The organism is Chryseobacterium takakiae, assembly GCF_900129385.1.
Classification (GTDB): domain Bacteria; phylum Bacteroidota; class Bacteroidia; order Flavobacteriales; family Weeksellaceae; genus Chryseobacterium; species Chryseobacterium takakiae.
The window spans coordinates 383,901-405,143 of record NZ_FQVO01000002.1; the positions used below are offsets into that span (position 1 = coordinate 383,901).

The window sequence follows — 21,243 nt, forward strand, 5'->3', positions numbered from 1 at the left end:
TAGGTGTGCAAATATAACAAAATATCTGATTCAACAAAAATTTTTCAGGCGATTTCTTTCACCCCGATGTTTTCAATTTCTCTTTTCATCTGGGTTTCAGTCGTATATTTTTTTATATCAATCACGCGGGTATCGCTCCAGCTGTCGTGCCATCCGTTTTCGCCCAGAAAAGATAAGGCATCAAAAGGTACTATTCTTGAAAATGTGCGACCTAATATTTGCATGAATGTCGGTTTTTCTCCATCTATGCTGATAACTTTTGTTCCTGTAATATATTTTGCGAGTGTTCTTCCCAGATAATATTCCATCAGACAATAATAGGAGAATATGTAAGTAAGGTAAATGAGTATGAAAACAAAATCCATACTGGTATTTTCCTCTTCAAAACTTTCATCTATATTCTCATTAAAAAGAGTGGCATTTAATATTCCAAAGATAAAAATAGTTCCATAAAAAATGACCTATATAAAGATTCTATCCAGAATGTACTCTGCAAATCTTTGCCATTTTGTAGCTCTGTTATTGTCTACTACGCGTAAATATTTTCTCATGCTCGTTTATTAGTTTTAAATTCCGTTTACTATAAGTTTTAATGTAGCTTTTGTATCAATTACGACGGTAATTCCGGATGGATTCATCAGGATTTTTCCCGGTTGCAAAATAAACACTTTTCCAGACATTTTCAGCCCTTTATAATATTCTTTGTTGAAGGCTTCTTCAATACTTCTCCGGGAACTGTTTTCCAGATCCTGGGTTGGAATGCCATATTCTTCCTCAATCATTTTTACAATTCTTCCGCGGAACAGCAGGGTAGCTGTTTTCTGTAATATATTGGATGTTTTCAATCTGAATTTGGTTTCGGACAGCACAATTTTCTTTTTGCTGTCGTCATATACCGGAACTCCCGAAATAAAAGCTGTTCCGTTAACATAACCTTCCGTTTCCGCCTCTATCATCACCCTGTTGTCTTCACCGTACACTTTTATATCTTTAATCTTTACCGAAGAACCTCGTATATCATATTCTTTATTCAGGAACATATTCCGGGCAATAGCGGTTGCTTCCGTAAAAGGAATATTAGCCGTAGTCTGAAGCAAGAACTGATTTGCCAGTGAAGCAGCAAAGGCAAAGTCCGAAGCAGATTTTACAACCTCTGAAGGCATTGGTTTATTACCTGTAAAAGTTTCTGAGTAAATATCTATCCCAAGACTGGTGTTGATCTGATTCGCATAAAACTGCAACGGCGTTACCTGGACATTAATCGGTGTAATCTTCAGCCACGTATTATATTCTTCGGAAATCTGAAACGGGTTTGCAAAAACATTCCAAGCCATCACAGCGTAATTCTGGAAATTCAGCTGTCCGGCCATTTGCTGGTCGATCGTAGTGCAGAATTTCTTCTGCTGTTCTACAAGGCTTTTTTCTACCAGCGACGTTATGGGAATTTCAATCTTTCCAAAATCAAGCACAGGTTTAGTTACCCATCTGAATCCATTGGGACGGGTCTGCGTAAGAATTGTCCAGTTGTTTTTTAAACTGATGGAAGTATTGAAAGACATCACCGTTTCAAAAGTCGTGTTTTGATAAGTATACAATCCGAGGGTTCCGATGCCTTTTTCTGCCCAGATTTTCAACGGCACTTCAATCAGGATGTTCTGGTTAGTGCCGCCTACAAGTCGTATCGGGCGTGTTTTCCAGACTTTTACCTTGAACTGGTCATTGTTGTTATCGGTATAAGAATCGTCCTGATAAATAAGCTCTTTTACGGAAGCATTAATCATGTTGCTGATTTCGGAAAGGGGAATGGTAACCGGCATCGTGATGCTGGATTTTAACTTCGGAAAATTATAAGCAGGTGTCTGACTGGCGGTATTCGTCTGTCCGCAAATGCTTATAACAGCTAAAAGAAATAGGAGCTTGATGAATTTCAATACTTATGTTTTTTAACGAAAATAATAAATTTTTAATGATCGGGCTTAAAACTTTTTTCCAGCTCAATGCCTGCTCCCTTCATTTCACCTTTCATCGGCGGGGAAGTTTTGGTAATTTTTAGTCGGATATAGGAAATTTCCTTGAATTTTTCGTGGATTTTTGAAATGATTCTTCCGGCTACATGCTCCAGTAATTTAGACTTGATTTTCATTTCGTTATGAATGATTTCATTAATGTCGGCATAACTGATCGTATCCTCAAGATCGTCTGATTCTGCTGCTTTCCAAAGATCTGTATGAATTTCCACATTGAGCAGGTAGTAGGTGCCAATGATGTTTTCTTCCGGTAAAACCCCGTGATAGGCATATATTTTTACGTCTTCAAGATAAATCTTGCTCATAATTCTTGTTGATTTTTATACAGCAAAAATCGCTTTAATTCTGCAAAGTCCGGTTGTATTTCAATACTTTTTTTCTCTTTTTTCATTAAGCTTTCTAAAGATTCAGGAAGGTCTATTGTTTCATGCGTTGCTTTTTCCACTGCATCAGGAAATTTTACAGGGTGGGCCGTGCCCAGAATAAAGCCTTTTTTACCGGGGTTTTCGCTCAAATACTGTTCCATCGCGGTGTACGCTACCGCACTGTGAGGTTCAAGCAGATAGTGATCTTTTTCATATACTTTCTTAATTGTTTCCAATGTTTTTTTATCATCAATAGAATACCCTGAAATCTTGTTCCTTAATTGCTTAAATTCATAATTGAAAAGTTCAAGAATACGGATGAAATTACTGGGGTTTCCTACATCCATCGCATTCGAAAGGGTAGCAATCGTTTCTTTAGCTTCTAGTTTTTGTGTTCTTAGATACTGTGGAACCACATCATTTTCATTACAGGCCGCAATGAAATGTTCAGCAGGAAGGCCTCTGAAATGAGCCAGGATTCCGGCGCAGATATTTCCGAAATTTCCGCTGGGAACACAGATAACAGGATTTTCTTTTTCTAGTTTCTTCCATTGTTTCAAAGCCAAGAAGTAATAAATCTGCTGAGGAAGCCACCTTGCTACATTGATCGAGTTGGCCGAAGTTAAAAACAAGGTTGAACTTATTTCATCATCTGAAAAAGCCTGTTTTACCAAACGCTGACAATCATCAAAACTACTGTCAACTTCCAAAGCGGAAATATTTTCACCAAGAGCCGTCAATTGCTTTTCCTGAACTTCACTTACCCGGTTTTTAGGATAAAGAATGACCACATTAATATTTTTGGTTTTGTAAAATCCATGGGCAACCGCGCCTCCGGTGTCTCCTGAAGTGGCAGCTAAAACCGTTACTTTTTTATTTTCATTGCTCATAAAATAGGAAAGACAACGGCTCATAAATTTAGCTCCGACGTCTTTAAAAGCCAGCGTCGGTCCATGGAAAAGTTCCAGTGAATACATTTGTTCGTTAATTCTTTTTAAAGGAATTTCAAAATGGATGGTTTCTGAAACAATTTGTTTCAAAACATCAGATGAAATTGTATCTCCCACAAAATCCTTCATGCATTGAAAAGCAATTTCCTCATCGGAATATTGATATAAATTTTCAATAAAATCTTTATCAAACTGCGGGATGAATTCAGGGAAAAACAAACCTTTCTCTTTTCCCTGTCCCTTTATGGCAGCTGTTTTAAAATCAACAACTTCTGTTTTATCTTTTAAATTGTAATACTTCATTGTTCAATTAATTTTCAATGATTTTGATTCCTGTCGGATTTATTTTTGATACATATACGAAGCTTTCAATAACGATTTCATCATACACAGATTTCATCATTTCTTCTATTTTTTGTGAAGTTTCTTCTTTTTCAGAAAGCATAAAAATCGATGGCCCGGAACCTGAAATTCCTCCTCCTAAAGCTCCGAGCTTCAGGCTTTTTTCTTTAATTTCATTAAATTTCGGGATCAGAATACTTCTGATCGGTTCTACAATCACGTCATTCAGACTTCTACCAATCAGCCCCACATCATTTTTTTGAATTCCGGCTACCAATCCCGCAATATTGCCCCATTGTTCTATGGCATCTTTCAAAAGGATATTCTTTTTCAGAATCTGTCTGGCATCGGAAGTTTTTACTTCAACCTGCGGGTGAACTGCCGTCACGAATAAATCGGGAGCATTCAACGGGATGATATCCACAGGATGGGATGATTTCACTAAAGTTATTCCACCAAAAATGCAGGGCGCAATATTATCCGCATGTTTCACGCCGGAAGCCAGTTCTTCACCAAACATGGCAAAATAAACCAGCTCTTCCCTGCTAAAAATATTTCCCAGCAAAGCATTGGCTCCCACAGCTGCTCCTGCTGCACTTGCCGCACTTGATCCCAGCCCGCTTCCCGGTTTTATCTTTTTATTAATGATGGCTTCAAAGCCATTTTTCAAATGTAAATGTTCCTGAATTTTTAATAAAACGACTCCCGCAACGTTCTTTGAAGGTTCTTCCGGCAATCCGAAATCGTCAAGATGTCTGATGATAATTTCAGGGGTTTCCAATAATCTGATTTCCATTTCATCATACGGTTCATGAATGGCCATTCCCAAAATATCGAATCCGCATACCAAATTGGCAACCGTTGCAGGAGCTTGTAATTTCACTTTTTTCATAATTAAATTTTTAAACAGAACGAACAATATCGGCGAAAACTCCACTTGCGGTAACTTCGGCGCCTGCTCCGGCACCTTTTACCACCAAAGGCTGCTCGGAATATCTCAATGTTTTAAAAATCACAATATTATCTTTCCCATACAAATGGAAAAGATCACTTCCGGGGTCAATATGCTGTAACCCGACTTTTGCTTTTCCATCTTTAAATTCGGCTACATATTTTAAAATTTTTCCATCATTTTTAGCCTTTTCAAATAAATTTTTAAAATGATTTTCATATTTGGCGAGGACGTGGTAAAAATCTTCAACGGTACCTTTCATGCATTCTTCAGGAAGGAAACTTTCATTTTTAATTTCATTAAATTCTAAAGAATAGCCGGCTTCTCTTGCCAGAATTAAAATTTTTCGGGCAACATCGGTTCCAGCCAGATCCAGTCTGGGATCGGGTTCTGTGTAACCTTCTTTTTGAGCTTGTGCTACAATTTCGGAAAAAGGCCTTTTTGTATCATAATTGTTAAAAACAAAATTTAAAGTCCCGCTTAATACCGCTTTAATAGAAGTTATTTTATCACCACTGCTTATCAGGTCATTAATCGTTCCGATGATGGGAAGTCCGGCTCCTACATTGGTTTCAAAGAAAAATTTGCAGTTGTGGTTTCGGGCAATATTTTTTAAATTTTTATAATGTTGAAAATCGGAAGAAGCGGCAATTTTATTACAAGCTACAATATTCACGCTCTTTTTTAGCAGTTTTTCATAAATATCCGCAACTTCCGAGCTTGCAGTAACATCTACAAAAACAGAATTTCTTAAGTTTCTTGAAATAATTTCCAGGGCAAACTTTTCTTGAGAAGCCTCTTCACCATTTTGGTTAAAATCTTTATATTCATTTTTTGAGAGTCCTTTGTCAGAGAAAATCATTTTACGACTATTGGAAAGTCCTGCAATTTTTAAATTAATGAAAAGGTTTTCTTTAAGATATTCGTTCTGATCAAAGATTTGCTCAATTAATTTCTTTCCGACGTTTCCTGTTCCGCAGATGTAAAGATGAACCTGTTTTATTTCCGATTCGAAAAATTCTTCATGCAAAACATTCACGGCTTTTTTACTATCTTTTTCTGAAATGACGATACTGATGTTTTTCTCCGAAGAACCCTGTGCAATAGCACGGATATTAATGCCGTTATTCCCTAAACATCCGAACATTTTTGCGCTTACACCGCTTCTGCTCTTCATATTTTCACCCACCAAAGCAATAATTGAAAGATGGGTTTCAATTTTCACAGGCTCAATTCTGTTGAGTTTTACATCATCTTCAAAAGCGGAATTAATAGCATTTTTTGCATTATAAACATCTTTTTCATGAATAGCAACTGTAATGGAATGTTCGGATGAACTTTGTGTAATGAGAATAACATTTACTTTTTCATGGCTTAAGCATTGAAATAATTTTGCGGAAAATCCGGGAATTCCGATCATTCCGCTTCCTTCCAAAGTTAATAGAGCAATGTCGCTCATATTTGAAATTCCCACTGCAATCTGCTGATTTTCAATATCGGATCTTTGTAACTGATGGGAAATTAATGTTCCGGATTCATTTGGTTTAAAAGTGTTTTTAATTCTTAAATCAATATTTTTCATCATGACCGGCTGAATGGTAGGAGGATACAGAACTTTTGCTCCAAAATGAGAAAGTTCCATTGCTTCTGCATACGAAATTTCAGGTATTGGCTTTGCGTTGGAAACAAGCCGGGGATCGGCAGTCATCATTCCGCTTACATCTGTCCAGATCTGAAGTTCATCTGCATTGATGCTTGAAGCAATGATTGAAGCCGTATAATCTGAACCGCCTCGTCCTAATGTTGTGGCGTTGCCTTTTTCATCTTTGGCAATAAATCCGGGAGCGATAATAATCCGGTTTTTATTTTTATCTAAAAATTTTACCAGATTATTTTCTGTGGCTTCAAAATGTACTTTTGCATTGGTGTAATTGCTGTCTGTAAGAATATACTCAGCAGAATTCATCCACATTACATCCAGTCCTTTGTGTTGTAATCCTGCCGCAATAATATTTGATGAAAGAAATTCACCGTAAGAACTAACTTTGTCTTTAATTCTATCGGTAAATTCTCCTAATACGAATATTCCGCTGCAAATATCTTCCAGGTCGTTAAAATGTTTTTTAACAAAGCTTAACCATGAACTTTGATCCAGAACAGGAATTAATTCTTTAACCAGATCCAAATGCTTTTTTTCAAGATTTTTAATAAGCTGAAGATAATTTTCATCATGTTGAGAGGCTGATTCTGCTGCTTTTATCAATTGATCGGTTACGCCGTGAAGCGCTGAAACTACAACAACAATTCTGCTTTTCAGGGATTCTTTCTTTATAATATCTTCAGCCTGCAGTATATTTTGGGCATTGGCAACAGAAGTTCCGCCAAATTTTAAAACTTTCATAATGTTTATTTTGAGTTAGGAAAAATGAATTTTACTCTTCAGAAAAAGAGTACATGCCTGTGAATGATATGTGAAAATTTACCCCGTTATGGGGTAGTGGTAGTTGTTGTAGCAATAATAGAAACAAGAATTCCTTCCGAAATCGAGAAATCCGGAGCAGAAATATCAGCTATGTTTCTTAAAAAAATCATTGTTACTTGAACAAATGTACAAATTATTTTGAAACAAGAAAATTATAACATCATTATTATTTTCAGGATATCATAATTTATCAAAAATAATATTATATTTATAAGCTAAACAAAATCAATTTATTATGAAAAATTTAAAAAAATTAAGCAGAAGAAATCTAGAGCAGATGAATGGAGGTGCAGGTCCTAAAAGCTGTAACGAATGTCCTCAGGGATCTAACTTAACCTGTGATGAATATTGGGCGCTTTCGGAGTTTTGCAGGAACTGTGTTCTTATCAATTCTGAATGTTATGTTCCTGGTCCTAATGATCTTTAAATTGTGAATTCGATGAGAATAAAAAGCCCCAATAAGTCTGACTTGTTGGGGCTTTTTGTTGTTATTTTATACTTTTAGAAAGATCAAGCATCGCTTCGATAGGCTTTAATGCTTTTACTCGTAATTCTTCGTCGATAATGATTTCCGGAAGCTCGTATTTCATGCACAAATAGAGTTTTTCCATAGTGTTTCGTTTCATATAGAAACATTCCGAGCAGTTGCAGGTTTCATCAAATACCAATGCCGGAATCAGCTCTTTGTGAGGCGCCCGTTTTTTCATTTCATGCAGAATGCCTTCTTCCGTAGCAATAATGAATTTCTGGCAGTCGTCTTTTTCCACATAATTCAGCAGGGCAGAAGTGGAGCCTATAAAATGAGCCAGTTTAAGAACAGCCTCTTCACTTTCCGGATGGGCAATAAGCTTGGCGTCAGGATTGTCGGCCAGCTGCTTCGCAATTCTTTCCATGGAAAACGCTTCGTGTACGATACAGCTTCCGTCCCAAAGAATCATATCGCGGCCTGTTTTCTGGGATAAGTATCGTCCCAGGTTTTTATCGGGTGCGAAGATAATCGGGCGGTCTTTCGGAAGCGCTTCAATTACCGTTTCAGCATTAGAGCTGGTTACGATAATGTCACTTTCAGCCTTTGTCTCCGCGTTGCAATTAATATAGGTTGCGACTAAAGCATTCGGGTGCTGTTCACGCATTTTTCGCAATCCTTCTCCGGAGCATCCGTCTGCTAAAGAACATCCTGCCATGGTGTCCGGAAGAACCACTTTTTTTGTAGGATTAAGGATTTTTGCAGCTTCTGCCATAAAATGGACACCGCAGAAGACGATCATGTCTGCATCGGTATCTTTTGCCTGTCTTGCCAATTGAAGCGAATCGCCAAGAAAATCAGCAATATCCTGAATTTCTCCGGGCTGGTAATAATGCGCTAAAATCACTGCATTTTTCTCTTTTTTTAATGCAAGAATTGCTTTTACAAGCTCTTCTCCCTGAGGAATGGCAATATCTTTAATATCCAAAAATCCTCTTACCGGAATTGCAGATTTGGCTTTTTCTAATGTTTCGGTACTCATATTTACCTCAGTGTTTAAATTAGAAATCAGAAGTAAGAAATTAGAAATCAGAATTTGAAATGTTTGAATTGTATGATACATCAAACCTCCATCATCCAGCTTCAGGCTTCCATCCTTTAATTCCCAATAAAATTTTTTATTAAACGTTCTATTTCTTTTTTTGCTTCATCAAGATCATTATTGATCACGATTTTGTCAAATTCTTTTGCGTAAGACATTTCTTCTTCCGCTTTCGCCACGCGGGTTCTGATAGTGTCCGCATCGTCCGTGTTTCTGGAGATCAATCTTCGTTCCAGTTCTTCAATGGAAGGCGGTTCAATGAAAATCGACAATGCCAGCTCTCCAAAATATTTTTTAAGGGAAATCCCGCCTTTCACATCAACATCGAAAATAACTACTTTCCCCTGATTCCAGATTTTCTCCACTTCGGATTTTAAAGTTCCGTAATATTTATCCGTATACACTTCTTCAAACTCCACAAAAGCCTCTTCCGCTATTTTTTGCCTGAATTCATCAGGTGTTAAAAAATGGTAATCCACCGCGTGAACTTCACTTCCTCTCGGCTGTCTTGTGGTGCAGGAGATGGAAAACTGAAGCTCCTTAAACACTTCCAGTGAATGTTTTACCAATGTTGTTTTTCCGCTTCCCGACGGTGCTGAAAATATGATAACTTTATTGTTCAAAGTTTTTAGTTTTGGGTTTAAAGTTTATTACATGATTCAAAATATGTTTTTCATTCAGAGTTGGTCAAAAACCTTGAATTTTAAACACTAACTTTGAATTAAAGCACATTTAAAGTTTGTTCTTTGATTTTTTCTAAATCATCCTTCATCATTACCACCAGTTTCTGGATCTGTGCATGGTTGGCTTTTGAACCTAATGTATTGATTTCACGGCCGATCTCCTGGGAGATAAATCCTAATTTTTTACCGTTAAAATCTTCATTGTCCATCACTTCTTTGTAGTATTTCAGGTGTTGGGAGAGCCTTACTTTCTCTTCAGAAATATCCAGCTTTTCCGTGAAATAAGCCATTTCCTGGTAGAAACGAGTTTCATCCACATTTTCAAATTCCTTTAAAGATTTTTGGTAACGTTCTTTTACGGCAGTAATTCGTTCTTCTTCAAAAGGAATCACTTCAGAAAGGCTCTTTTCGATATTTTGTAGGTTTCTTTCCAGTTCTTCATGGAGGATTTTACCTTCCGTTTTTCTGAATTCTTCAAACCGGTCAACGGCAGCATGTACAATTTTAGCCAATGCTTCCCATTCACCTTCTGAAAGCTCATCGGGTCTTGAAGTAATGGCATCCGGTAATCTTACCGCCATTTTAAGGTATTCAAAATCCGGTCCGTCTGAAGCGATGTTGCGAAGTTCACTGATGTAAGAATCAATTAAATTTTTATTAATTTTCACATCCGTAGATTCTTCAAGATTCTCAAGGTTGATATAGCAGTCTACTTTTCCGCGGATAATCCTGTCGTTGAGGATTTTCCTGATTTCAAATTCTTTTTCTTTATATCGTAAAGGAATTTTAATATTCAAATCAAAGCTTTTGCTGTTCAGTGACTTAATATCGATGGTAATCTTTTTGCCTTCAAAAACACCTTCGGCTCTACCGAAGCCGGTCATTGATAAAATCATAGTTTTTTATTGTTCTACAAAGATAAACATTTAAGTGTATGTATTAACTATATTCCATTTTTACCGCAAAAGCGACAAAAGATTTTTTAGGTGTTTAGATATTCAAAGTTTGCAAAATTTTTATTCTGCTTTTGTAAACTTTTGACAAACTAAATATTTTCTCTATTTTCTTTTGTCTCTTTTGCGGTTACCATAAAAATCAATTTTCCGTAAATTAGCACTGTGAAAAAGAAAAATTTGATTTCTGTTGTTGGGCCTACCGGAATCGGGAAAACAAGACTGGCTGTTGATCTGGCCAAGCATTTCGATACCGAGATCGTTTCCTGTGATTCCCGTCAGTTTTTTAAAGAAATGAAAATCGGGACTGCCTCACCTTCAGAAGAAGAACTGGCGGAAGCACCTCATCATTTTATAGGAAATCTTTCGGTTGAAGAGTATTATTCGATCGGGCAATATGAAGAAGATGCTTTAAAAAAGCTCCATGAACTTTTTGAAAAATACGATACTGTCATTTTGGTGGGTGGAAGCATGATGTACGAAAAAGCCGTCATTGAAGGTCTGAATGACCTGCCGGAAGCGGATGAAGAAAATCAAAAGAAATTACAGGAAATTTTTGAAGATGAAGGAATCGAAAAGCTTCAGGAAATCCTGAAAGAGCTCGATCCTGAATATTTTTCAGTCGTAGATATTCATAATCACAGAAGACTTTTACGGGCAATTGATGTAATCTGGCAGACCAATAAAAAATATTCTGAACAAATTGCTGTTTCACAAGAGTCCAGGGATTTTAATACGATCCGGATCGGAATTGAAGCGCCGCGTGAAGAATTGTACGACCGGATCAACAGGAGGGTGGATGTCATGATGGAGAAAGGGCTGCTTAAAGAAGCGAAAAGCCTGGAAAAATTCAAGCATTTAACGGCTTTGAATACAGTTGGCTATTCAGAATTATTTAAATATTTTGATGGTGAATGGGATCTGGATTTTGCCGTTTCCGAAATTAAGAAAAACAGCAGAAGATACGCCAAACGGCAATTGACCTGGTACAGAAAAGCAGATGATATTCATTATTTGCCGTTGGGGTATTCGCAGGAGGATTTTAATGGATTGATTGGGTATATTAATGGAGAAGCTTTAAAATAAGTTTTTATTACCCACGGATTTCACAGATTTGCACAGGTTATTATGGAGAACTTTGCGTTTATTTTTAACCATTAAGATTTTTATTAAGAAGTTTAGAATATTTAAGAAGAGCTTTGCTTTTAGTATAATAATGCTTATTAAAATCTAATTTGATTTTTCTTAATTAAACTTAACTCCTTAAATATTTTTAATGGTTCAAAATTTTCGCAGATTGTCATTCTGACGAAGGAAGAATCTTTGCAAATAGGTTAGATTCTTCACTCCACTTTGTTTCGTTCAGAATGACAAAACGGAAAAAGCATTCGTTTAAAGATTTAATTCAAACAAAAAAATGCGATCCCGAAAGACCGCATTCCATTAACAATATAATTTAAATTTACTACTTCCAACCGCCTCCTAATGCCCGGTACAAATCTACAATGCTGCTTAACCTTTGTCTTTTTACGGACGCCAGATTCAGCTCTGCCTGCAGAGAATTTCCCTGGGCTGTTATGACTTCTAAATAGTTGGCCATTCCGCCTTTGTAGAGCATTTCGGCACTTTTAATTCCGTTTTTTAAAGTCGCAGCCTGTTCTGCTGCTTTTTGTTCCTGAACTTTTAAGCTTTCGTTGGAAACCAGTGCGTCGGAAACTTCACCAACCGCATTCAAAACAGACTGACGGAACGCCAGTACATTTTTCTCTCTCTGGATTTTAGCAACATTTAAATCGGTTTTCAGTTGTCTTTTCTGAAAAATAGGCTGTGTCAAACCTCCTAACACAGAACCGAACAATGAAGCCGGAATCTGAAACCAGTTATCAACTTTAAATGAGTTAACACCACCGTTTGCTGTAATTTTCAGTGAAGGATACATATTCGCCTGCGCAATTCCCACGATTGCATTGGATTCAAGCAACATCAGTTCCTGCTGACGGACATCCGGACGACGGCTCACCATGGCTGCCGGTAGACCTGCGGAAATATCCTGTGGCAAAGAGGTTTCAGACATTTCAATTGTTCTGCTGATTTTCCCCGGATTTTCCCCTACCAGAATACTCAATGCATTTTCCTGAATGGCAATATTCTGTTCCAATTGCGTAATCAACAATTCTGTGGACTGTTTCTGGGCTGTTGCCTGCTGAACACCTAAAGAAGTGGTATCGCCACTCTGCCATAATTTTTCTGTAAGGGCCAATGTATTTTTGCTTAATTCTAAATTAGATTGGGCAATCTGCATTTGTTTATCAAGCATCAATAAATTGTAATATCCCTGGGCAATGGCAGCAACCACTTGGGTCTGAATGGCTTTTGTTGCTTCATACGTCTGAAGGTACTGCATTCTTGAAACTTCCTGCTGGTTTTTTATTTTCCCCCAGATATCGGCTTCCCAGGATAGATTGAACGCTGCATTGTAATCTTCAACATGGCTTTGTCCTAAAAATAAATTCAGGCTTTGCCCGTTCATGCTGTTTTTGGAAGGTCTTGAAATCTGTGCAGCAACCCCGAAACCTACCTCCGGATATTGAAGATATTTTGCCTGTTTCAGTTTTTCCTGAGATGAAGCAACCTGTTTTAAAGCAATCTGCAGATCATAGTTGTTTTTAATTCCTTTTTCAATCAATGACTGTAACATCGGATCGCTGAAAAACTGTCTCCACTCCAGGTTCGCAACACTTGCGGTATCTGCTGTCGCAGTATATTTAAACGTTTCGGGAAGGTCCAGCTCAGGCTCCGTGTATGCCAGTTTGGACACACAGGAGACCGATGCTAAAGCCAGTCCGAAAGTGATGATGATATTTTTTACTTTTTTCATAATTTAATTTTAATGAATTACAAACTTTGAGAGTTTTTTTGTGGATGCAAAATTGTCTTTAGTAAGAGAAATGCTTTGCTTTTTGTTTTTTCACAAATTTCCCCGGATGATTTTTAAATCTTTTGGTTGATCTGAACCATTAAGAATCATTTAAGGAGTTAAGTTTAATTAAGAAAAATCAAACAGATTTTATTTAATAAGCGTTATGCTAAAGCGAAGCATATCTTAATAATCTTAACTCCTTAATCAAAATCTTAATGGTTCAAATGCATTTTAAACACTCTCAAATCTTTATAATTGTTCTTTATTAATGTGCAGTAGCTAAAAGTTCAGCTTCCAGTTTTTGTCTTTGAAGTCTTTTCTTTTTTCTGCTCGGCATTTTTTCATGCAAATACTGGAAGATCACAAACATTACCGGAATAATGAAAATCCCGAATACTACGCCTGTCAACATTCCGCCAACGGTACTGAAGCCAATGGAGTGATTCCCTTTTGCAGAAGCACCCTGCGTAAAGACAAGCGGCAACATCCCGACAATGAATGCAAATGAGGTCATTAAGATCGGCCTTAAGCGTAGTCTTGAAGCCTGAAGTGCAGATTCCAATAATGACCTTCCTGCATTTCTTCTCTGTACGGCAAATTCTACAATCAGGATCGCATTTTTCGCTAATAATCCAACGAGCATAATCAAACCAACCTGAACATAAATGTTATTATCAATTCCAGCCAGTCCCGTGAAAGCAAATACCCCGAAAATCCCTGTCGGAATCGTTAAAATAACTGCAAACGGAAGAATATAACTTTCATACTGAGCCGCCAACAAGAAGTAAACAAACAAAATACTTAGCATAAAGATAAATGCGGTCTGTCCGCTTGTTTTGATCTCTTCACGGGTAATCCCGGTCCATTCGTATCCGAATCCTCTCGGAAGTGATTTTTCTGCCACTTCTTCAACAGCTTTAATCGCATCTCCGGTACTGTAACCAGGTTTTGGCGTTCCGTTGATCGTCACTGCGTTGAAGAGGTTATTTCTTGTTACCGTTTCAGGTCCGAAAGCTCTTTTTAAGGTCACTAATGTTTTTACAGGAACCATTTCTCCTGATTTATTTTTAACATAAATTCCTTCTAAAGAATTGGCATCTGTTCTGTAAGGAATATCAGCCTGAGCCATCACCCTGTAGTATTTTCCGAATCTGTTGAAATCTGAAACGAAGCTACTTCCATAATAAATCTGCATCGTCTGCATCAATTCTGTAATGGAAACTCCCAGCTGATTGGCCTTATCATTATCAACCTCAATCGTAAATTGTGGATTTCCGGCTGCATAGGTTGTGAAAGCAAAAGCAATTTCTGGACGTTTCATCAATTCTCCGATGAATGCCTGAGTGGTTGTTCCTAAATTTTCCAGAGAACCGTTCGTTTTGTCCTGAAGCATGAATTCAAAACCGGAAACGTTACCAAATCCCTGTACGGTAGGGAAGTTGAAGAAGAATGCACTTGCGTCTTTCACTTGGGAAACTTTCCCTGTCAATCCCGCTGCAATCTGATCTGGATCGGTTATTTCTCCACGCTGGTCATGATCTTTTAATTTAATAAAACCGGCAGAATAGGGTGATGCATTGGCGTTACTGATGAAGTTCAGACCGTCTGCCACCCAAAGGTGATTTTTAGCCTTTTCACCGTTGATGATTTGGTCAATCTGCTCTGTGGCTCTGTGGGTTCTGTCTAATGAACTTCCGGGAGGGGTATTCACCGCATACAGGATGAATCCCTGGTCTTCGGTAGGAATAAATCCGGATGGCGCTTTTTTAATTAAGAAAATACTCGCTGCGGTAATCAATACCAATCCGCCAACGGCTACCCATTTATTTTTAATTAAAAATTTAAGGCTGTAAATGTATTTTTTGGTTAAATTATTAAAGCTTACATTAAAGGCGTTGAAGAATCTTGCACCGAAACCAGTTTTTTTGCCATGTTCTCCGTGTTCACCCTGAGGATCATTTAAGAACATCGCACATAAAGCGGGACTCAGTGTTAATGCATTAACCGCAGAAATCATAATTGCAATGGCCAGCGTAAAAGCAAACTGTCTGTAGAAAACTCCAGCAGGTCCCTGCATGAAGCCAACCGGGATAAATACGGCACACATCACCAGCGTGATGGAAATAATTGCTCCGGAAATTTCACTCATCGAACTCATGGTTGCGTGCTCCACAGGCATTCCCGTATGTTCCATCTTCGAGTGAACGGCTTCTACTACAACGATTGCGTCATCCACCACAATACCGATCGCGAGTACCAACGCAAACAAGGTCAACATGTTGATACTGAATCCAAACAGCTGTAGAAAGAAAAACGTACCGATAATCGCAACCGGAACGGCAATTGCAGGAATTAATGTCGATCTGAAATCCTGAAGGAAAATATACACGACGATAAATACCAGGATAAATGCAATCACTAACGTCTCAACTACCTGATGGATTGAAGCATCCAAAAAGTCTTTGGAATTGTACATGATGATGGGCTCAACGCCTTTTGGTAGGGTAGTTTTAAACTGATCAACCTGCTTTTCAATTTCAGTCAGGATTTCGTTGGCGTTGGATCCTGCGGTCTGCATAATCGCAAACCCTGAAACCGGCTTGCCATCCACTCTGTTGGCTGCAGTATACGTATAAGAACCGAATTCTACTCTTGCCACGTCTTTCAGTCTCAGGAAAGAACCGTCGCTGTTGGCTTTAATGGCAATATTTTCGTAGTCTTCGTTTTTGTTTAATTTACCTTTATACTTTAAGATATACTCATATGTTTCCTTGCTTCCCTGTCCCAAACGTCCCGGAGCAGCCTCTAAGTTGTGATCTTTTACAGCATTTAAAACTTCTTGAGGCGAAAGTCCGTTGGCAGCTAATCGGTCCGGCTTCAGCCAAAGTCTCATTGAATAATCTCTCGTTCCGAAAACCTGCGCCTGGGCAACACCCGGAATACGCTGGATCTGTGGAATGATGTTGATTTTTAAATAATTCTGTAAGAAAAGTTCATCATATTGTTTTGGATCATTACTGGTTAATCCCATAAACATGATCATACTGTTCTGTACTTTCTGTGTCGAAATTCCCGCCTGTACAACCTCTTGTGGAAGCTGGCTCATGGCTTTTGATACACGGTTCTGCACGTTTACGGCAGCATTATCAGGATCGGAACCTTGCTTGAAAAATACGCTCAGGGTCATGGTACCGTCATTACTGGAGTTGGAAGTCATGTAGGTCATGTTTTCCACTCCGTTCACTGCTTCTTCGATTGGAGTTGCAACAGAACGGGCTACCACTTCCGCATTCGCTCCCGGATAAAAAGCAGTCACCTGAACACTCGGCGGTGCAATATCCGGAAACAGGGCAATCGGTAAATTAAAGAGCGACAAGGCACCCAATAATAAGAGTATGATGGAAATAACCGTTGAAAGTACCGGTCTTTCTATAAATTGTTTTAACATAAGAAGTTTAATTTTAAGTTGCTTATAGCAATCAGCTTTTGGCCACTGGCTAAAAAATGATTCTGAGTTAGTAATTTTTAAATATTGCATCGAAGCAAAAAGCGAAAAGCCAAAGCAAAAAGCGGTTTTACAAAGGTCTTGCTTTCAACAAACTATCAGAAGAAATAGCTTTTGGCTGTATGGCAACACCATCTTTTAAGACTCCGATTCCGGTGAATACGATTTTGTCTCCTTTAGATAATCCATCAGAAATAAAATAGTAGTTGTCTGTTTTTCCAGATATGGTAACCGGTTTTCCCGTTACTTTTTTATCCTTTCCTACTACATAGACATACGTTTTATCCTGAATTTCGTAAGTAGATTCCTGCGGAATAACCAATGTTTTATCAAATAATTGCGGCATACGAACCCTACCGGTGTTTCCTGTTCTTAATGCACCATTTGGATTTGGGAATACGGCACGGACACTGATGGCTCCGGTCGTTTTATCGAATTGTCCGTCAACAATGCTCATTCTTCCTTTTTCGGGATACGTGCTGTTGTCTGCAATGACCAAATCTACCATTGGCATATTTTTAAGTTTTTCGTTTAATGTTGCTCCCGGATATTTATTCTGAAAAGCAATGAAATCCAATTCGCTTAAAGAAAAGTACGCGTAAATCTCGCTGATATCAGACAATAATGTCAATGGATTAGGATCTGTTCTTGAAATCAGGCTTCCTTTTTTGTACGGAATTCTCCCGATATAACCGCTTACCGGTGCGGTAATGGTTGTAAATCCTACATTGATTTTTGCGTTTCCAACGGATGCTCTTGCCTGTGAAGCTGCAGCAACTGCGGCGGCGTAGTTGGCTTTTGCGGTTCTCAGCTGTACCTCGGAAACTACTTTTGCAGCAACAAGTGGTTCTAATCTGTCAACCTCAACTTTTGCTTTCTGAATATTGGCGTTGGCAACCTGAAGATTAGCGCTTGCCATATTCATTTGCTCGCCGTAACTTCTTGAATCTATTTTAAATAAAGGCTGCCCGGCTCTTACGTAAGCACCTTCCTCCACATAGATTTTATCTAAATAACCGTCAACCTGCGATCTTATTTCTACATTGTTTTTTCCTTCCAAAGCAGTCGGGAATTCCTGATAAACAGTCGCAGGAGAAGTGATAACAGTATAAACCGGAAGTTGTGGAGGTGGCGGAGCAGGGTTTGATCCTTCTGCTGCTTGGGTACAACTTTGTAAAAGGATAATGCTTGCGATCAGTACGATAATCCTCGTTTTTCCAAATATTTTCATTTTAAGTTTAAATTTTTAATGAAGTGTTAAATAAAATAATAAAGTTTTTAATTTAATATCTGTTATATTTCCTAACAGTGTTAATAATTTATTAAAAAATATATACAGAAATTTTAATATTGCTTTAAAGAGTTGTTTTCATAATGATTTTGAAAAGGTTGATTAGATTTTAATGTGTTAATTTTTCTAACGGTGTTAATTTTAGTTGCAAATAATACAGATAATTCTAATTTTACATGATAGTTTTTTAATGTTTTTAAAGTGAAATATTTATATTAATTCAGTGTTAATATTCCTAACAGTGTTAATTTTTAATTCAAAAAAAAATTATAAAGACTTGATGAAAGCAGAAACCGTTTCATCCAAAGTCGTTTTATTCATCGTTGAAGGAATATCATCATTACGCATCATCATGATGGAAATTAATCCATGAACCGCTGAAAATAATGCATGAGACATGTGACAGGCATTATCAGTATTGGATCCGTTTTTCTTAATAATTTCATACGTGCAGTCGTAGAGCATATCCTGAAAAGATGAAAATTCTTCTTTCATCATTCCTTTTCCGCTACACTGCATTCCCAAACCAAACATCAGCTGATAGTATTCTTTATTTTTAAATGCAAATTTCCAGTAAGCATCTACAATAGCTTTCAACTGATCTTCAGGATTGTCGTGTTCTCTCTGAGCTTTCAACAATTCAATGTGTAAACAATGGAAACCATTCAATGAAATTTCATATAAAATAGCTTCTTTGTTTTCAAAGTGATCGTAAACTACCGGTGCACTGTACTCAATAGCATCGGCAATTTTTCTCATGGAAAGTGAAGCCCAGCCCTCGGTTTTAGCCAAAGAAAAAGCCGCATCCAGGATACTGGCACGTATATTTTCTTTTTCCCTTTGTCGGCGTTCATGTAAGCCCATGATTTTATATTACTAACAGTGTTAGCAAAACTACAAACTTTTTAATATAACTTCCAAACATATTTTGGAGTTTAATTTTTAAAGAGGGCTTTTGAACGTATTTTTAATTTGGCCGGATGCTAGAAAAATGAGAGCTGAAGGTGATTTTAAGTTGTTATCTTTTAATTATTGTAAAAATTAATGAGGCTTATAGTCACGCTGAATTAATAACTTCCAACTTACCGCATCCATCTTCCATATCCAAATAATCAAGAAAATCTTTTATCTTTGTAAGTAAATAAAAAGTTATGAATACGCCCTCAAATATGATTGATCTAGGCACAAAAGCACCTTTTTTTGAACTGCCCAATCCTTCAAAAAGCAATGAAATGCAATCGCTGGACGATCTGAAAGGAGAAAAAGGTACCTTAGTAATCTTTATGTGTAACCATTGTCCTTTTGTACTTCATGTCATCGACAAGTTAAATGAACTGTATGAAGATTATAATGAAAGAGGAATTGAATTTATAGCCATCAACTCAAATGATGTTGAAAAATATCCTGCAGATTCTCCTGAAAAGATGATTGAATTCCAGATTGAAAGAAAGTTTGATTTCCCGTATTTATATGATGAAAGCCAGGCGATTGCAAAAGCCTATGATGCAGCCTGCACCCCGGATTTCTTTTTCTTCGATGATAAGCTTGATCTTATCTACAGAGGGCAGATGGATGATTCAAGGCCGGGGAATAATAAGGATGTGACGGGTGAAGATTTGATTATTGCTTTTGAAAATCTTTTAGCGGGAGAGCCTCAGGAAGAAATTCAGAGACCAAGTATGGGCTGCAATATTAAATGGAAATAACCTGATTGATTGTTCTTCATTAAATATACAAAGCTGTTCTTATGAACGGCTTTTTGTTTTTAACTGATATTTTTTATTCCATTGAATATTTTCTGTTTATTTCTAAAATATCAATAAGATTATTGGTTCCCAGTTTTTGAAAGATCCTTCTTTTATAAGTGCTTATTGTGGCAACATGAATCTTCAGCTCATTGGCAATTTCCAGATTACCGTATCCTTTAATTAATAATTTATATACAGTTTTCTCTCTCTCAGAAAGAGTTTCAAGTGGATTGCTTTTGCCGGATACCGAATGGTGAATCAGTGCATCCATAGTTTCTTTTGAATAATATTTACCTGTATTTAAAACTTCTAAAACTGCCCGTGCAATTTCGTCTTCGTGAGAAAGCTTGTTCAGATAGCCATCTGCTCCTTCCAGAATAAAGGAGATCACTTCAGCAGTATTGTGCGTTGAAAAAATAAGAATTTTTAAATTGGGAAATTTACATTTGATTTCGGCAGTCATCTTTTTTTGGTTTCCTTGTAGACCAGGATCGAGGATGAGAAGCGCATAATCAGTTTTATCAGCTAATTTTTCGAAAATTTCATCATAATTTAGGGCATATTCCAGGTCAATATTTTTTAAATATTTTTTAAGAATCATTTTAATGCCTGTCATCACGACGAAATAATCATCGGCAATAAGTATTTTTTTATTCATATCATTTGGTTTTTATAGTGTACTCCCAGTAATATTTCAACATAAGGGCAAACAGATTTATTCAGGCAGATAACTTAGTACATCAGGTTAGGCATAATGTTATCGAATGCCTATATCATCCTGTGCCTTTCGGCCTGAATAAAATAACTATAAAATTAAAAAAAATATATTTTATTTTCACTATTATCATGTCATATTATTGTGTGTAATATAAAAATAACAATAAATTGCTTGATTATTGAGCTTGTAGAGTATTTTTTTAGCCGGACAATCCTTATTTGTAGTGTAAGTTTTATAAATATATAATACGCTTTGGGTTTGTAATTAAAATATTACAAATCAATAATTATTTTATTACAATGGATAGGATTATAAATCAATGTTTTGAACTTAGTTTTGCAAACTAAATTATAAAGGTAGTTTTTTAGATTTATTGCAATATAAAGTCTACTATTATACAATTTTCTACTAAGAAAATACAAATGATTAGAACACAAGTGATGAAATCTGTTATAAAGCAGGTCTTTCGTTTTTCCGGAAGATTACTCTGCTTTATGCTCATCATTGCTTCAATATTCAATTTCGGACAGTCTTTATCTACAGAAAATTCCGGATATATTCATTTTCAGGGCAATATTTTAATCACGAATAACATGGAATCCAAAGAAGAGGTCGCTGTAAGAGGCAAAGAGATCTCTCCGGATGTTACAGTCAGTGGCGAAGAATATATATATGTTGCCGACGGTACTTCCTTGTACGGAATCGGTAAAAAGACAGTCAATAAAATTGCAAAAAAACA

The 21,243-nt window shown here is 37.0% G+C and carries 18 protein-coding genes; 4 read left to right on the forward strand and 14 right to left on the reverse strand.

Annotated features, from left to right (window positions below; all coding sequences use genetic code 11):
- Positions 1 to 44: 44 nt before the first annotated feature.
- The 6 genes from BUA76_RS04830 to thrA all read right to left on the reverse strand — a co-directional run bounded on the left by BUA76_RS04830 (position 45) and on the right by thrA (position 7,037).
- The gene (locus BUA76_RS04830) at positions 45 to 458 is read right to left on the reverse strand and encodes an RDD family protein (RefSeq protein WP_083573160.1); all 414 of its coding nucleotides are present in this window, start codon (positions 456 to 458) and stop codon (positions 45 to 47) included.
- Positions 459 to 566: 108 nt separating this feature from the next.
- Positions 567 to 1,931, reverse strand: a complete 1,365-nt coding sequence (locus BUA76_RS04835) for a DUF4403 family protein (protein WP_072883671.1) — start codon at positions 1,929 to 1,931, stop codon at positions 567 to 569.
- Positions 1,932 to 1,963: 32 nt separating this feature from the next.
- Positions 1,964 to 2,335 carry a dihydroneopterin aldolase gene (folB, locus tag BUA76_RS04840; protein ID WP_072883672.1) on the reverse strand — a complete coding sequence of 124 codons (372 nt, stop codon included), beginning with the start codon at positions 2,333 to 2,335 and terminating at the stop codon, positions 1,964 to 1,966.
- A complete protein-coding gene (gene thrC / locus BUA76_RS04845) occupies positions 2,329 to 3,645 on the reverse strand; it encodes a threonine synthase (RefSeq protein WP_072883673.1) in 1,317 nt (438 codons plus the stop codon). Before thrC ends, folB begins: the two co-directional genes overlap by 7 nt.
- A gap of 7 nt (positions 3,646 to 3,652) precedes the next feature.
- On the reverse strand, positions 3,653 to 4,576 hold the full coding sequence (locus BUA76_RS04850; protein WP_072883674.1) for a homoserine kinase: 924 nt from the start codon (positions 4,574 to 4,576) through the stop codon (positions 3,653 to 3,655).
- 10 nt (positions 4,577 to 4,586) lie between these two features.
- Positions 4,587 to 7,037 carry a bifunctional aspartate kinase/homoserine dehydrogenase I gene (thrA, locus tag BUA76_RS04855; RefSeq protein ID WP_072883675.1) on the reverse strand — a complete coding sequence of 817 codons (2,451 nt, stop codon included), beginning with the start codon at positions 7,035 to 7,037 and terminating at the stop codon, positions 4,587 to 4,589.
- Between the two features lie 316 nt (positions 7,038 to 7,353).
- On the opposite strand from thrA, the gene BUA76_RS04860 reads away from it, so the two are divergent.
- Positions 7,354 to 7,545: a hypothetical protein gene (locus BUA76_RS04860; RefSeq protein ID WP_072883676.1), complete on the forward strand. Its 192-nt coding sequence runs from the start codon at positions 7,354 to 7,356 to the stop codon at positions 7,543 to 7,545.
- A 61-nt stretch (positions 7,546 to 7,606) separates the two neighbouring features.
- Here the strand turns inward: BUA76_RS04860 and nadA are convergent, their stop codons facing one another.
- The 3 genes from nadA to BUA76_RS04875 form a co-directional block, all read right to left on the reverse strand.
- Positions 7,607 to 8,626 carry a quinolinate synthase NadA gene (nadA, locus tag BUA76_RS04865; protein ID WP_072883711.1) on the reverse strand — a complete coding sequence of 340 codons (1,020 nt, stop codon included), beginning with the start codon at positions 8,624 to 8,626 and terminating at the stop codon, positions 7,607 to 7,609.
- A gap of 116 nt (positions 8,627 to 8,742) precedes the next feature.
- Positions 8,743 to 9,309, reverse strand: coding sequence for a guanylate kinase (gene gmk, locus BUA76_RS04870; protein ID WP_072883677.1), 567 nt, complete (start codon positions 9,307 to 9,309; stop codon positions 8,743 to 8,745).
- Positions 9,310 to 9,407: 98 nt separating this feature from the next.
- Positions 9,408 to 10,265 carry a YicC/YloC family endoribonuclease gene (locus BUA76_RS04875; RefSeq protein ID WP_072883678.1) on the reverse strand — a complete coding sequence of 286 codons (858 nt, stop codon included), beginning with the start codon at positions 10,263 to 10,265 and terminating at the stop codon, positions 9,408 to 9,410.
- 222 nt (positions 10,266 to 10,487) lie between these two features.
- Here BUA76_RS04875 and miaA point away from each other — a divergent pair, with 222 nt between their 5' ends.
- The gene (gene miaA / locus BUA76_RS04880; protein ID WP_072883679.1) at positions 10,488 to 11,408 is read left to right on the forward strand and encodes a tRNA (adenosine(37)-N6)-dimethylallyltransferase MiaA; all 921 of its coding nucleotides are present in this window, start codon (positions 10,488 to 10,490) and stop codon (positions 11,406 to 11,408) included.
- A 379-nt stretch (positions 11,409 to 11,787) separates the two neighbouring features.
- Here miaA and BUA76_RS04885 read toward each other — a convergent pair whose 3' ends face one another.
- The 4 genes from BUA76_RS04885 to BUA76_RS04900 form a co-directional block, all read right to left on the reverse strand.
- Entirely contained in the window at positions 11,788 to 13,200 is a 1,413-nt protein-coding gene (locus BUA76_RS04885) for an efflux transporter outer membrane subunit (RefSeq protein WP_072883680.1), read from the reverse strand.
- 307 nt (positions 13,201 to 13,507) lie between these two features.
- Complete coding sequence (locus BUA76_RS04890) at positions 13,508 to 16,690, reverse strand: efflux RND transporter permease subunit (RefSeq protein WP_072883712.1); 3,183 nt, start codon at positions 16,688 to 16,690, stop codon at positions 13,508 to 13,510.
- 127 nt (positions 16,691 to 16,817) lie between these two features.
- Positions 16,818 to 17,978, reverse strand: a complete 1,161-nt coding sequence (locus BUA76_RS04895; protein ID WP_072883681.1) for an efflux RND transporter periplasmic adaptor subunit — start codon at positions 17,976 to 17,978, stop codon at positions 16,818 to 16,820.
- Between the two features lie 327 nt (positions 17,979 to 18,305).
- Complete coding sequence (locus tag BUA76_RS04900; RefSeq protein ID WP_072883682.1) at positions 18,306 to 18,902, reverse strand: TetR/AcrR family transcriptional regulator; 597 nt, start codon at positions 18,900 to 18,902, stop codon at positions 18,306 to 18,308.
- A 287-nt stretch (positions 18,903 to 19,189) separates the two neighbouring features.
- On the opposite strand from BUA76_RS04900, the gene BUA76_RS04905 reads away from it, so the two are divergent.
- The gene (locus BUA76_RS04905; RefSeq protein ID WP_072883683.1) at positions 19,190 to 19,744 is read left to right on the forward strand and encodes a thioredoxin family protein; all 555 of its coding nucleotides are present in this window, start codon (positions 19,190 to 19,192) and stop codon (positions 19,742 to 19,744) included.
- A gap of 73 nt (positions 19,745 to 19,817) precedes the next feature.
- Here the strand turns inward: BUA76_RS04905 and BUA76_RS04910 are convergent, their stop codons facing one another.
- A complete protein-coding gene (locus tag BUA76_RS04910) occupies positions 19,818 to 20,444 on the reverse strand; it encodes a response regulator transcription factor (protein ID WP_072883684.1) in 627 nt (208 codons plus the stop codon).
- A 482-nt stretch (positions 20,445 to 20,926) separates the two neighbouring features.
- Between BUA76_RS04910 and BUA76_RS04915 the strand changes: the two genes are divergently transcribed.
- On the forward strand, positions 20,927 to 21,243 hold a 317-nt coding region (locus BUA76_RS04915; RefSeq protein ID WP_143149859.1), incomplete at its 3' end, for a hypothetical protein.

What these genes read in the sequence shown, in the direction of transcription:
- BUA76_RS04900 (WP_072883682.1), bottom strand. Translation starts at nt 18,902, where the DNA reads ATGGGCTTACATGAACGCCGACAAAGGGAAAAAGAAAATATACGTGCC.
- BUA76_RS04850 (WP_072883674.1), bottom strand. Translation starts at nt 4,576, where the DNA reads ATGAAAAAAGTGAAATTACAAGCTCCTGCAACGGTTGCCAATTTGGTA.
- BUA76_RS04860 (WP_072883676.1), top strand. Translation starts at nt 7,354, where the DNA reads ATGAAAAATTTAAAAAAATTAAGCAGAAGAAATCTAGAGCAGATGAAT.
- thrA (WP_072883675.1), bottom strand. Translation starts at nt 7,037, where the DNA reads ATGAAAGTTTTAAAATTTGGCGGAACTTCTGTTGCCAATGCCCAAAAT.
- nadA (WP_072883711.1), bottom strand. Translation starts at nt 8,626, where the DNA reads ATGAGTACCGAAACATTAGAAAAAGCCAAATCTGCAATTCCGGTAAGA.
- thrC (WP_072883673.1), bottom strand. Translation starts at nt 3,645, where the DNA reads ATGAAGTATTACAATTTAAAAGATAAAACAGAAGTTGTTGATTTTAAA.
- BUA76_RS04895 (WP_072883681.1), bottom strand. Translation starts at nt 17,978, where the DNA reads ATGAAAATATTTGGAAAAACGAGGATTATCGTACTGATCGCAAGCATT.
- BUA76_RS04905 (WP_072883683.1), top strand. Translation starts at nt 19,190, where the DNA reads ATGAATACGCCCTCAAATATGATTGATCTAGGCACAAAAGCACCTTTT.
- BUA76_RS04890 (WP_072883712.1), bottom strand. Translation starts at nt 16,690, where the DNA reads ATGTTAAAACAATTTATAGAAAGACCGGTACTTTCAACGGTTATTTCC.
- BUA76_RS04885 (WP_072883680.1), bottom strand. Translation starts at nt 13,200, where the DNA reads ATGAAAAAAGTAAAAAATATCATCATCACTTTCGGACTGGCTTTAGCA.
- BUA76_RS04875 (WP_072883678.1), bottom strand. Translation starts at nt 10,265, where the DNA reads ATGATTTTATCAATGACCGGCTTCGGTAGAGCCGAAGGTGTTTTTGAA.
- BUA76_RS04910 (WP_072883684.1), bottom strand. Translation starts at nt 20,444, where the DNA reads ATGAATAAAAAAATACTTATTGCCGATGATTATTTCGTCGTGATGACA.